The 12,192-nt window shown below is 66.4% G+C and carries 13 protein-coding genes; 8 read left to right on the top strand and 5 right to left on the bottom strand.

Going from position 1 to position 12,192, the window contains the following annotated elements:
• Window positions 1-63: 63 nt before the first annotated feature.
• Window positions 64-845, bottom strand: a protein-coding gene (locus tag PYV00_RS03075; RefSeq protein ID WP_275226783.1) for an IS5 family transposase whose coding sequence is annotated in 2 segments (ribosomal slippage) — window positions 64-521 and window positions 521-845 — 783 coding nt in all. Because the reading frame shifts where the segments join, the coding sequence is not laid out codon by codon here.
• A 112-nt stretch (window positions 846-957) separates the two neighbouring features.
• Between PYV00_RS03075 and PYV00_RS03070 the strand changes: the two genes are divergently transcribed.
• Window positions 958-1,227 carry a hypothetical protein gene (locus PYV00_RS03070; protein ID WP_275226782.1) on the top strand — a complete coding sequence of 90 codons (270 nt, stop codon included), beginning with the start codon at window positions 958-960 and terminating at the stop codon, window positions 1,225-1,227.
• Window positions 1,228-1,242: 15 nt separating this feature from the next.
• Here the strand turns inward: PYV00_RS03070 and PYV00_RS03065 are convergent, their stop codons facing one another.
• Window positions 1,243-1,701 carry a nuclear transport factor 2 family protein gene (locus PYV00_RS03065; RefSeq protein ID WP_275226781.1) on the bottom strand — a complete coding sequence of 153 codons (459 nt, stop codon included), beginning with the start codon at window positions 1,699-1,701 and terminating at the stop codon, window positions 1,243-1,245.
• Window positions 1,698-2,993, bottom strand: coding sequence for a glycosyltransferase family 87 protein (locus tag PYV00_RS03060; RefSeq protein WP_275226780.1), 1,296 nt, complete (start codon window positions 2,991-2,993; stop codon window positions 1,698-1,700). The genes PYV00_RS03065 and PYV00_RS03060 overlap by 4 nt, the downstream gene beginning before the upstream one ends.
• A gap of 38 nt (window positions 2,994-3,031) precedes the next feature.
• On the opposite strand from PYV00_RS03060, the gene PYV00_RS03055 reads away from it, so the two are divergent.
• From PYV00_RS03055 to ygiD, 4 genes are all read left to right on the top strand, one after another.
• Window positions 3,032-3,877 carry an AAA family ATPase gene (locus PYV00_RS03055; RefSeq protein ID WP_275226779.1) on the top strand — a complete coding sequence of 282 codons (846 nt, stop codon included), beginning with the start codon at window positions 3,032-3,034 and terminating at the stop codon, window positions 3,875-3,877.
• A gap of 1 nt (window position 3,878) precedes the next feature.
• On the top strand, window positions 3,879-4,307 hold the full coding sequence (locus tag PYV00_RS03050; protein WP_275226778.1) for a GFA family protein: 429 nt from the start codon (window positions 3,879-3,881) through the stop codon (window positions 4,305-4,307).
• A 5-nt stretch (window positions 4,308-4,312) separates the two neighbouring features.
• Window positions 4,313-5,494, top strand: a complete 1,182-nt coding sequence (locus PYV00_RS03045; protein ID WP_275226777.1) for a vWA domain-containing protein — start codon at window positions 4,313-4,315, stop codon at window positions 5,492-5,494.
• A 67-nt stretch (window positions 5,495-5,561) separates the two neighbouring features.
• Window positions 5,562-6,365, top strand: coding sequence for a 4,5-DOPA dioxygenase extradiol (gene ygiD / locus PYV00_RS03040; RefSeq protein ID WP_275226776.1), 804 nt, complete (start codon window positions 5,562-5,564; stop codon window positions 6,363-6,365).
• A gap of 9 nt (window positions 6,366-6,374) precedes the next feature.
• On the opposite strand, the gene PYV00_RS03035 is transcribed toward ygiD, so the two are convergent.
• A complete protein-coding gene (locus tag PYV00_RS03035; RefSeq protein WP_275226775.1) occupies window positions 6,375-7,589 on the bottom strand; it encodes an exo-beta-N-acetylmuramidase NamZ family protein in 1,215 nt (404 codons plus the stop codon).
• Window positions 7,586-8,125, bottom strand: coding sequence for a DOMON-like domain-containing protein (locus PYV00_RS03030; protein ID WP_275226774.1), 540 nt, complete (start codon window positions 8,123-8,125; stop codon window positions 7,586-7,588). Before PYV00_RS03030 ends, PYV00_RS03035 begins: the two co-directional genes overlap by 4 nt.
• Window positions 8,126-8,157: 32 nt before the next feature.
• On the opposite strand from PYV00_RS03030, the gene tyrS reads away from it, so the two are divergent.
• The 3 genes from tyrS to PYV00_RS03015 all read left to right on the top strand — a co-directional run bounded on the left by tyrS (window position 8,158) and on the right by PYV00_RS03015 (window position 12,137).
• Window positions 8,158-9,387: a tyrosine--tRNA ligase gene (gene tyrS, locus PYV00_RS03025; protein ID WP_275226773.1), complete on the top strand. Its 1,230-nt coding sequence runs from the start codon at window positions 8,158-8,160 to the stop codon at window positions 9,385-9,387.
• A 184-nt stretch (window positions 9,388-9,571) separates the two neighbouring features.
• The gene (locus PYV00_RS03020; RefSeq protein WP_275226772.1) at window positions 9,572-9,910 is read left to right on the top strand and encodes a PilZ domain-containing protein; all 339 of its coding nucleotides are present in this window, start codon (window positions 9,572-9,574) and stop codon (window positions 9,908-9,910) included.
• 112 nt (window positions 9,911-10,022) lie between these two features.
• Window positions 10,023-12,137, top strand: coding sequence for a TonB-dependent receptor (locus tag PYV00_RS03015; RefSeq protein ID WP_275226771.1), 2,115 nt, complete (start codon window positions 10,023-10,025; stop codon window positions 12,135-12,137).
• The last annotated feature ends 55 nt before the right edge of the window (window positions 12,138-12,192 follow it).

Raw genomic sequence — 12,192 nt, 5'->3', positions numbered from 1 at the left:
CCCCATGAATCACGCATCTTGCGTCATGGGAATCCCAAAAATTACACTTCTGCCAAAGTAGTGCTAGGCGGCGTGGACAAATTTGAGCCAGTATCTGGCGGTGGCGATATGGACCATACCGAGGAAGCTGCTGGCAAGTTGGTCGTAGCGCGTGGCGATGGCGCGGTTGATCTTGAGATGGCCGAACATGCGCTCGATGCGGTTGCGCTGCTTGTAGAGCGCCCGGTCGTGTTCGATCTTTACACGGCGGTTTGATTTGCCGGGGATGACGGCCTCGATTTTTCGCTCGGCGAGGTCGGCACGGATGGCATCGGCATCGTAGCCCTTGTCGGCAAGCAGGGCGTCCGGCTTGCGCTCTGGCAGGCTTATGAGCGCGTCATATGCCTTGCAGTCTGCCGCTTCCCCGACCGTCAGGTGGAAGGCGAGCGGTCGTCCGAGGGCATCGGCCAGGCAGTGAAGCTTACTGGTGAACCCGCCCCGCGAGCGGCCAAGAGCGCGTCGATGAGTCCCCCTTTTCCGCCCGCTGCCGAGACGTGGGCGCGGACTGTGGTACTGTCGATGCTGTAGTGGCCGCTGTCCGCCATGATCTCAGCAAGCGTTACCGCGACGGTCTCCCAGACCCCGGCTTCACTCCATCGTCGGAACCGCCGATAGATAGTGTTCCAGCTACCATATTTAGGCGGCACGTCTCGCCACGGAGCGCCACACCGGAGCCGCCAGAGGATGCCATTGATGATCGAACGGTTCTGCTCGGGCCGTCTGCCTCGACCACGGTTCTCAGGCTCGATGGGCAATAAATCCTTCAGAACGCGCCATTCGGCTTCGGTCAGATCGCCCCTGCTCAAGCCTGCCTCCAAAAAGCAGCCTTGAATCAACCGGCACGACCTGCGTCAATCCTCCAGACTTCATCATAGGCACGTTGACCGATAAAGTGCCCAACGAACGAGAGGGCAACCGATGTATCGCATCACCTTGGAATGCTACGATGTTTCCCCAGCAGAGGGTAAGGAAGCAGCGCGCGACATCACAGAGGCGTTCCGATTACATTATCCGGATGAAAACAACGCCATATGCACCTTCCTCGATGGCAAGCTGAGGCTTGTCGCCGAAAACGACCATGACCCGGACGGGCTAAATCTCATGGACGAATTTTCAGACAACATCACGGCCTATGTCGGTGCGTTCGACGGCGACCTCAAACTGGTCAGCGTCGAAACGCTCGACTGAATTTGTCCACGCCGCCTAGCCTCCGGCCGCGATCACGCCGATGCGATCGAAGTGCAGATAGCTGAGCGCCTGGCGCTGGATGCGCCATTTGCCGTCCGGGCATTTGACGTAGTGCTCACGGTAATGGCCATAGCCGGTGTGGCCGGTATCGCCCATTTGGGCAACGCGGTCCTCGGCCCAGTCGACCCGGTCCTGCATGGCCCAGATCACGTCGGCGCTCTGCCCGTCGGGAGCGAAGGTGATTTCGGGATTGTGCACATGGTGCGCGGTCCGCGCCCGTTCCACCGATCCCCGGACCATCCGCAGCGCTTCGTCACGCCCGTGAGCGATGTTGCCGCCGGCCGGGCGGGTATCGAGCACCAAGTCTTCGGTAAAGCAGTCGGCATAGCCGTCCCAGTCCTTGGTATCGAGGCAGCGGCAATAGCGCGCCTTGGTCTCGCAGATGGAAACCCAGTCGGCGAATTGGGCGGTCATGTCAGGCTCTCCCTTGTGGTCTGTTCAGCCATGTCGTTCGCTTGCCCCGCCGCGCGCCGCAACAGCACGGCGAAAAGCAGGATCAGCGCCAGCGGCATGATCGGGATCGCGGCGTTCATCGCAAGCGGCCTGGCGAACGCCGGGGCGATGAACGCAAGCGCGAGCGCGGCCTTCTCCCATGGCCGGAAACCCTGTCCGGCCAGCCAGATCAGCGGGAAGGCCAGCAGCACCATGTCGTAATCGAGCACAAACGGCGTCACCAGCGGCGCCCCCGCCAGCATCGCGGCGGCGAGCGCCGGGCCATAGGCGCGCCGCCAGCTGGCCAGCGCGATCGCGCCGGCCACGCCCAGGCTGACGAGCGCTTGCAGCGCATAGGCCAGGCCCGCCGGCGCGCCGAGCAGCATGGCGGCGGCGAACGGGCTGGTCATCTTGGCATAGCCGACGGCGCCCTGGTTCATCGCGCGCTGCGCCTCGCCACTGATCGCGGCCCATTCCGCCCAGTGCCCGGCCCCGAAAGCCAGCGTGGCGATCGCGGCCAGCAGCAGCGCGCTGGCTGCGGCCGCGCCGATCACGCGCCATTCCCCGGTCAGCACCAGCACGATCGGCACGAGCAGGCCGAACTGCGGCTTGATCGTGGCCAGGCCCAGCAAGGCGCCGGCGGCCAGCGGCGCGCGGCGCACGAGCAATGCGCCAAGGCCGAGCAGGCCGGCGACGAGGAACGCGGTCTGCCCATGCGTCACGGTGATCAGCACTGGCGGAAAGGCCGCGAACAGCACGGCCGCCGGCACGGATACCGGGATCGGGCCGGGCGTCTCGCGCAGCCAGCGCGTCACCGCGAAGAGATAGAACGCGCCGGTCGCCAACAGCCACAAGCCCAGCGCCGGAAAATAGCCGAGGAACCCCAGCGGGTAGCAGAACGGCAGGAACGAAGGCGGATAGAAGAACGCGGTGAATGCGCTGTCCTGTGTGAAATAGGCCTGCTGCGCGGCGATATGCGCGGCGATATCGTAGACCTCGCCGCCCGCGCGCAGCATCCGCCCGGCGGTCCAGAAGCTGAGGAAATCGGTGCCGAGCAGGAAGCCGTTGCGATCCACGCCGCGATGCGCGGTGGCCAGCAGGAACACCAGCGTCGCCGTGTTGAGCAGCGCCAGCAGCCAGAGGTAGCCGCGCACCCTGCCCGCGTTCAGCCAGCCTGCCTCGCGAAGAAAATCGAGCCCCATGCCCGGCTTGTGCAATGCCCGCCGGGGCTTGTCCACGCCGCCGATGCCCGCTTGCCTCGCTGCGTTGCACAACTTACCGTCAAGCCGACAAGCAACCGACAGGATTCCCGATGCAGCGTTTCGAAGGCACCAGCAGCTATGTCGCCACCGACGATCTGAAAGTCGCGGTCAACGCGGCGGTGACGCTGCGGCGCCCGCTGCTGGTGAAGGGTGAGCCGGGCACCGGCAAGACCGTGCTGGCCGAGGAAATCGCCAAAGCGGCCAACGCGCCGCTGATCACCTGGAACGTCAAGTCCACCACCAAGGCGCATCAGGGGCTCTACGAATACGACGCGGTGGCACGCCTGCGTGACGGCCAGCTTGGCGACGAGCGGGTCCACGACATCCGCAACTACATCCGCAAGGGCAAGCTGTGGGAAGCCTTCACTTCCGAGCGGCTGCCGGTGCTGCTGATCGACGAGATCGACAAGGCCGATATCGAGTTTCCCAATGACCTGCTGACCGAGCTCGATCGCATGGCCTTCGACGTCTACGAGACCGGCGAGCGCATCGCGGCGGTGGATCGCCCGATCGTGGTCATCACCTCGAACAACGAGAAGGAACTGCCGGACGCCTTCCTGCGCCGCTGCTTCTTCCACTACATCAAGTTCCCCGACCGCGAGACGATGCAGGCGATCATCGACGTGCACTTCCCCGGCATCCAGAAGACGCTCGTCACCAAGGCGATGGAGATCTTCTACGAGCTGCGCGATGTGCCCGGCCTGAAGAAGAAGCCTTCGACCAGCGAGCTGCTCGACTGGCTCAAGCTGCTGCTGAACGAGGACATGCCGCTCGACGTGCTGCAGAACCAGGACCCGACCAAGGCGATCCCACCCCTGCACGGCGCGCTGCTAAAGAACGAGCAGGATGTGATGCTGTTCGAACGCCTGGCCTTCATGGCGCGCAGGGGGAACTGACATGCCCGCACCTTATACCGGCCGGTGCGCCTGCGGCGCGGTGACGCTGGAGATCGCCGGGGAACCGCTGGCCACGCGTCAATGCTGGTGCCGGCAGTGCCAGCAGATCGCCGCCGGCGGGCCGACGCACAACGCCACCTTCAAGGCGGACGATGTCGCGGTCACTGGCGCGCTGGCCAGCGCCCATTGGGAGGCGGACAGCGGCAATACGCTGACATTCTCGTTCTGCCCCATCTGCGGCACCCAGATCTACGGGCAAAGCTCGGGCCGGATGCACCTCAAGACCGTGCGCTTCGGCGTGCTGGACGAAGGGCACGGGCTGAAGCCGGAAATGGTGATCTGGACCGACGACGCGCCTGACTGGGCGGTGATCGACCCGGCGCTCGAACGGTTTGCCCGCCAGCCGCCCCCGCCGCCGCCGTCAAGCTGAGCGCCATGTTCTTCAACTTCATCGACGAATTGCGCGCCGCCGGCATTCCCGCCAGCTTCAAGGAGCACCTCGTGCTGCTCGAAGCGCTGGACAAGGACGTGATCGAGCAAACGCCCGAGGCGTTCTATTACCTTTCGCGCGCCACCTTCGTGAAGGACGAAGGGCTGCTCGATCGCTTCGACCAGGTGTTCCAGAAGGTCTTCAAGGGCATCGTCGGCGATTATGGCCAGGCGCCGGTCGCAATCCCCGAGGAGTGGCTGAAGAAGCTGGCCGAGCGCTATTTCTCCGATGAGGAGATGGAACAGATCAAGGCGCTGGGATCGTGGGACGAGATCATGGAGACGCTCAAGAAGCGTCTGGAAGAGCAGGAAAAGCGCCACCAAGGCGGCAACAAGTGGATCGGCACCAACGGCACCTCCCCGTTCGGCCATTCGGGCTATAACCCCGAAGGCGTGCGGATCGGCGGCGAGGGCAAGCACGGGCGGGCGATCAAGGTCTGGGAAAAGCGCGATTTCGCCAATCTCGACAACACGCGCGAACTGGGTACGCGCAACATCAAGGTGGCGCTGCGCCGCCTGCGCCGCTTCGCGCGCGAAGGCGCGGCCGAGGAGCTGGACCTCGAAGCGACGATCGCAGGCACCGCCAAGCAGGGCTGGCTCGACCTCAAGATGCGGCCCGAGCGGCACAACGCCGTGAAAGTGCTGCTGTTCCTTGATGTCGGCGGGTCGATGGACCCATTCATCAAGCTGGTCGAGGAACTGTTCAGCGCCGCCACCGCCGAGTTCAAGAACCTGGAATTCTTCTATTTCCACAATTGCCTGTACGAAGGCGTGTGGCAGGACAATCGCCGCCGCTGGTCGCAGCGCACGAAAACCTGGGATCTGCTCCACAAGTACGGGCATGACTACAAGGTGGTCTTCGTCGGCGACGCGGCGATGAGCCCTTACGAGATCAGCCACCCCGGTGGCTCCGTCGAGCACATGAATGACGAGGCTGGGGCCGTCTGGCTGAAGCGCGTGCGCGATACCTATCCCGCCACCGTCTGGCTCAATCCCACGCCGGAACGGCAGTGGGACTATTCCAGCTCGACCCGGATGATCCGCGATCTGATGCACGGGGCGATGTATCCGCTGACGCTGGAAGGGCTGGAGGATGCCATGCGCGAACTGACGCGCAAGAAAGGGTAGGTTTTCCAGCCCGGCCCCCGCGCGCTGGGATTGAACCGGGCCGTAGCCTCCCCAATATCACGCGCGCATGAACCAGACAGCCCCTGCCCTGTTCGTCGGCCATGGCTCGCCGATGACCCTCATCACCGAAAACCCCGAACGCCGGACGATGGAGCGGCTCGGCGGGCTGATGGCGCGTCCCGAGGCGATCCTGTGCATCACCGCGCATTGGGAAACCTCTGGCCACACGCACCTGACCGATGGCCCCGCGCCGCGCACGATCCACGATTTCCGGGGTTTCCCGCAAGCGCTTTACGACATGCGCTATCCCGCCCCCGGCTCGGCAGAGCTGGCCGCGAAAGTCACCGCCGCGCTCGGCGCGGACCGGGTGTCGCTCGACACGCAGTGGGGTTTCGACCACGGCGTCTGGGGCGTGCTCCTGCCGATGTTCCCCGGGGCCGATATCCCGGTCGTGGCGATGAGCCTTGATCGCTCGCTCGATCCCACCGCGCATCTCGCGCTGGGCAAGGCACTGGCGCCGCTGCGGCGCGAAGGCGTGATGATCGTGGGCAGCGGCAACATCGTCCACAACCTGGCCTTGTGGCGCGCCTCGGTGGGCACCCGGCCGGACTGGGCGATCGAATTCCAGGACCGGATCAACCGCGCGATGGCGGACGGCGATCCGGCCGCGCTCACCCGGTTCGCCCCATCCGACAAGGCCGCCGCCGCCGCGATCAACAGCGCGGAACATTTCCTGCCGCTGCTTTACGTCGCGGGCGCGCGGCTGGAAGAGGATGCACTCGGCGTGTTCAACGACACGATCGACGGCTCGCTCTCGATGACGTCCTATTTTCTGGGCGATGCCGCCACGCGCGATCGCCTCACCCAGTAAAGCGGGCGCTCAGTAAAGCAGCAGCGGCGCTACCGTTTCGCGCCAGGCCGCTTCATCGCGCGCCGCCAGCGCCTCCAGGTCGCCCGGCGCGGCGCCGGCATCGTCCACCCATTCGCGCAAGGCCGGCCCGCCGTTGATCACGTCGATCGCCAGCCGGTCGAACTCGTACTCATAGGGAAAGTCGCGCCAGATCGGATAGTCGGGCCACAGCCGCCGGATCGCCTTGAAGGCCAGCGCCTGCAACCGCCAGGGACGGAACGCGTGGTGATCGTAGAACCGGCCTTCGGCATGGATCATCAGCGCGTTGCACAAATGCTGGGCGTGCTTGTGAAAGGTCGGCTCGAACCAGCATTCGCGCAAGCCGCAGCCCGCCAGCCAGTCGGGCGCGAAGCGCTCCATCTCCGCCAGCACCGCCTTTGCGTCGATATCGGGCGCGCCGAACAGCACTTCCAGCGGCCGGGTGGTGCCGCGCCCTTCGGACAGCGTCGTCCCCTCGATCATCACCGTGCCGGCATAAGCGCGTACCATGTTGAGATTGGCGGCATTGGGGCTGGGGTTCACCCAGATGCGATCCTGCGGCCAGCCGAAGCCCGGCGCGGCATCGGGCTGCCAGCCGGCCATCGCGATCACCCGGTAATCGACATCGAGCCCGAAGTGATCGACGAACCAGCGCCCCATCTCGCCCAGCGTCAGCCCGTGCCGCATCGGCATCGGCCCGGCGCCGACGAAGCTTTCCTGGCCCGGCAGCAGCGTGGTGCCTTCGATCGGGCGGCCCGCGGGGTTGGGCCGGTCCAGCACCCACACGCTCTTGCCGCCCGCCGCCGCCGCTTCCAGCAGGTAGAGCAGCGTGGTGACGAAGGTATAGATGCGGCAGCCCAGATCCTGCAGGTCGAACAGGAAGACGTCGGCCTCGGCCATCATCCGCGCGCTGGGGCGGCGCACCTGGCCATAGAGGCTGAACACCGGGATGCCATAGGCCGGATCGGTCTCGTCCCCGGTTTCGACCATGTTGTCCTGCTTGTCGCCCTTCAGCCCGTGCTGCGGGCCGAACGCGGCGGTCAGGCGGATATCCGGGCACGCCGCCAGCGCATCGAGCGAATGGACCAGGCTTTCCGTCACCGAGGCGGGATGCGCGACGAGGGCGACTCGCTTGCCGGCCAGCGGCTTGCGCAAGTCAGGGTCCGCCAGCAGGCGGTCGATGCCGAATTTGGTGGCCGATGTCATGGCGCTTCCGGTGCCGGAACGTCGATGACGAAGCAAGCCGGATCGTGGAAATCGGGCCGATCCCCCTGGTGCGCCAGCGCCCAGTACGACTTGATCCCGCCCTCCTCTTCCAGCACCGCGCTCATCGCCGCGTGCCACGGGCGCGGTGGCAGGGCGGACAGCGGCACCGCCGCGTCGAAGATCGCCATGGCCTGGCCGACGCGAAACGAGCAGGTCGGCTCGATCGGCATGGGCCGCTCGGCCATGCCCGCGCGATAGCCGGTGAAATCATAGGCATTCCACCGTTCCGACGGCGACAGGTTCAACTCGAGATAGGCGCTTTCGTCCGGCGCTCGCAGGAACAGTTCGAAACAGGTGGTCTGCCACAGGCCGTCCGCGCGGCCCTTGCCGGCGAAGGGCGGGACGACCAGCGCGGCAGGCCCGTCGATCCGCCAGCGCAGGCGCAGCCAGGCGCCGTCCGAAGTGATCCGGCCCGAAACCGACTGCACCGCCAGCGGCGGCGATTGAAGGTGCGGTATCAGCGTGTGCGTTTGCAAGCGCGCTTCTCCATGCTAGGCGCGCCCGCGCCATGACTTACACTTCCTCCCTGCTCCGCCTGCTCGACGAACGCGGCTACATCCACCAGATCACCGATGCCCAAGGCATCGATGCGCTTGCGGCGAAGCAGGTCGTACCCGGCTATATCGGCTTCGACGCGACGGCGCCATCGCTCCACGTCGGCAGCCTCGTGCAGATCATGATGCTGCGCCGGCTGCAGCAGACCGGGCACAAGCCGATCGTGGTGATGGGCGGCGGCACCACCAAGATCGGCGATCCTTCGGGCAAGGACGAAAGCCGCAAGATGCTGACGCCCGAGGCGATCGGCGCCAACATCGCCTCGATCCGCACGGTGTTCGAACGGCTGCTGACGTTCGGCGACGGGCCGACCGACGCGGTGATGGTCGATAACGACGAATGGCTGAGCCAGCTTGGCTATATCGAACTGCTGCGCACCGTCGGCCCGCACTTCACCATCAACCGGATGCTGACGTTCGATTCGGTCAAGCTGCGGCTGGAGCGCGAGCAGCCGCTGACCTTCCTCGAATTCAACTACATGATCCTGCAGGCCTACGATTTCCGCGAGCTGTCGCGGCGGCAGGGCTGCCGCCTGCAGATGGGCGGATCGGACCAGTGGGGCAATATCGTCAACGGGATCGAGTTGACGCGCCGGATGGACGGGACCGAACTGTTCGGCCTGACCACGCCGCTGCTCACCACGGCGGACGGCGCCAAGATGGGCAAGACCGCCGCCGGCGCCGTCTGGCTCAACGAAGACCAGCTTCCTGCCTACGACTTCTGGCAATACTGGCGCAATTGCGATGACCGCGACGTCGGCCGGTTCCTGCGCCTGTTCACCGACCTTCCGCTCGAAGAGATCGCCCGGCTCGAAGCGCTGGAAGGCGCCGGCATCAACGACGCCAAGGTGGTCCTCGCCAACGAGGTGACGAAGCTGTGCCGGGGCGAGGAGGCGGCCCGGACGGCAGCCGAAACCGCGCTCACCACGTTCGCGGGCGGCGGGCTCGGACAGGACCTGCCCACGCTGGAAGTGCCGGCGGAAGGCATCCGGCTGGCCGCCGCCTGCACCGCCGTCGGCTTCACCGCTTCGAACGGCGAGGCCAAGCGCAAGATCGGCGAAGGCGCGGTGCGCATCGATGACGAGCCCGTCACCGATCCCGCCTTCCTCATCACTGTCGATGGCGGCGCCACGCGCAAGCTCAGCCTGGGCCGCAAGAAGCACGCGGTTCTCCTGTCCGGCTGACCAGGCGCCCGCGAGACGCGCCTTTGGGCGCATGGCGGCACCGGCCCGAAACCACCGGCCCAAAAACGCCGGAACCGGCAAGCCCGGCAAGCGCTGGCCGGCAAGACCGTGCCGGGTTTACCGTTTCTTTGCCAATTGCGTGCATTGTGATCCTCTCGATAATTGCAGGAGCATGGAGCCGATCATGGTGGCAGGCGCACAGCTTACCGTAACCGACAAGCGCCGCGCCGCGCGGCACCCGGTCGATTACAAGGTGATCGCCGAGCACCGCCAGCTTGGCGACGTGCACTTGCGCATCGTCAACCTTTCGGCCCAGGGCTTCATGGCCAAGGGCACGCCCGAGCTGGAGCGTGGCGAACGCCTGACGATCCGCTTTCCGGTGATCGGCCGGATCGAGGCGCACCTGATCTGGGCCTATGAGGATCGCGCCGGCTTCCAGTTCGAACGGATCATCCGGCTCGACGAATTCCTCAAGCTGGTCGATACGCTGCAACCCAATCCCCGGCTGCGCCCCCGCCGCTGAACGCGCGCCTCCGCTTCGCCGGCAATTTCCGTCTGGCGCCGGCTCGCATCATTTTATCGTCGGCGTACGATTGCATATTGTTATAGTATATCATCACTATTACCGTGGTGCGATGCACAACGCCCGATTCCGCACCGCAGCACTGCTTATCGGCAGCGCCCTAGTCGCCACGCTCGCCACCACCGCCTTCCTTCCCGCCAGCGCGCTCGCGGCCCAGGCCGATCCCCCCGCCGCGGATGCCGATCATCCTGAAGACAGCGGCACCGCCATCGTCGTGGTCGGCCGCCTGATCTCGGGCAACAGCGATCCCATCTCGGCCCCCGTCGTGCTGCAAGGCGATACCCTGACGCGCCAGCTCAAGCCGCAGATCGGTGAGATGCTGGCCAGCTTGCCCGGCGTTTCGTCCAGCGGCTTCGCGCCGGGCGTGTCGCGCCCGGTGCTGCGCGGGTTCGATGGGCCGCGCGTGCAAGTGCTGCTGGACGGGATCGGCTCGCTCGATGCCTCATCGGTCTCGGCCGACCATGCCGTCTCGCTCGATACGTTGAATGTGGAGCGGGTCGAAGTCCTGCACGGGCCGCGCGTGCTGCTCTATGCCGGCGATCCTTCGGGCGGCGTGGTCAACGGGATCGACAAGCGCATTCCGCGCGCGGTGCCCGACCAGCCCTTCACGCTCGACGCGCTCGGCTCCTATGGCACGGCGGCCGATGCGGTGTTCGGCGGGGCGGCGGCCGATATCCGCCTGGCCCCGCGCCTCGTCGCCCATTTCGATGGATCGTACAACCACAGCGAGAACCAGCGCGTGGGCGGCTATGTGCTGTCCCCCCAGTTGCGCGCCGCCACTTTGGGCGAAGCGGATGCCCTGCGCGGCGAAGGCGATGCCGATAGCGCGGATTCGCTGGTCATGCAGGCCAACCGGCGCGGCTCGATCGCCAACAGCGGCGCCGAAGGCTGGACGCTGGGCGGCGGCCTGGCTTTCATCGACGCAGGCGGCGACATCGGCGTCTCGGTGCAGCGGCTCGCCAATGACTATGGCATTCCGCCGCGCCCCGAGGCCGAGCCGGAAAGCGTCGCCATCTCGCTGCGCCAGACCCGCATCGACATGCGCGCCGGGCTCAATCTCGATGGCGTGTTCAAGCGGCTCGAGTTCCGGGGCGCTTATGGCGACTACCGGCACGCCGAGATCGAGGACGGGGCGACCGGCACCGTGTTCAGCAGCAATGCGATCGAGGCGCGGCTGGAGGCCGTGCAGCAGCGGCACGGCGCGTGGAGCGGCACCAGCGGCCTGCAATACGGCACCTCGCGGCTCGACGTCGCGGGCGGCGAAGACCTGCTGCCCGACAACCAGACCGACCGTTTCGCCGCCTTCACGCTCCAGCGGCTGGAAGTCGGCCCGCTCGACGTCGAAGGCGCGCTGCGCTTCGAACGCACGGCGGTGCGCGACTTGCCCGACCGGCGCAAGCGCGCCTTCTCGCAATGGTCGGGCGTGGCCGGGCTGGCCTGGCATCCGGCCGACGCGCTGACTGTCAGCCTCTCGGCCTCGCATGGCGAGCGCGCGCCTTCGGCCGAGGAACTGTTCATCGACGGGCTGCACGATGCCACCCAGTCCTATGAACGCGGCGATCCCGGCTTCTCGATCGAGCGCAGCAACGGCATCGAGGCGGGCCTGCGCTATAATTCGGGCGGCGTGGTCGCCTCGCTCACCGCCTTCGGCACCAATTTCAAGGACTTCATCACCGCGGTTCCCACGGATGAGGTGGTCGAGGGCTTTCCCGTCTACCAATATACCCAGGCAGCCGCCCGCTTCCGCGGTATCGAGGCCGAAGGCGCGGTCACGCTGGCAAGCTGGGGAGAAAGCGCGGTCAAGATCGACGGCGGTGCGGACTATACCCGCGCCCGGCTGGTCGGGCTGGGCCCCGTGCCCCGGATTCCGCCGCTGCGCGTGCGCGGCGGGCTGGAATACAGTGCCCCGGCGCTGACCCTGCGCGGCGAGGTGGAATACAACGCCAGACAAGGCCGCGTGAGCGAAAACGAGAACCCGACCGCGGCCTTCACCCTCGTCAACGCAAGCGTAAGCTGGCGGCCACTGGGCGAGGACGGCCCGCTCAGCCTGATCCTGTCGGGCGACAACCTGCTCGACGTCATCGGCCGGCGGGCGGCTTCGGAAACGCGCGACTTCGTTCCCATCGCCGGGCGCGATGTGAAGCTGACGGCGCGCGTCACCATCTGACGCGCGGGCGCCCGGCACGCCACGCAACGCCTTGGCAAGCGCCCGCGCCGCTGCC

The sequence above is a fragment of the Novosphingobium album (ex Liu et al. 2023) genome, from assembly GCF_029076845.1.
In the GTDB taxonomy this organism is placed as follows: domain Bacteria; phylum Pseudomonadota; class Alphaproteobacteria; order Sphingomonadales; family Sphingomonadaceae; genus Novosphingobium.
This window is presented reverse-complemented; position numbering and strand designations above follow the sequence as displayed.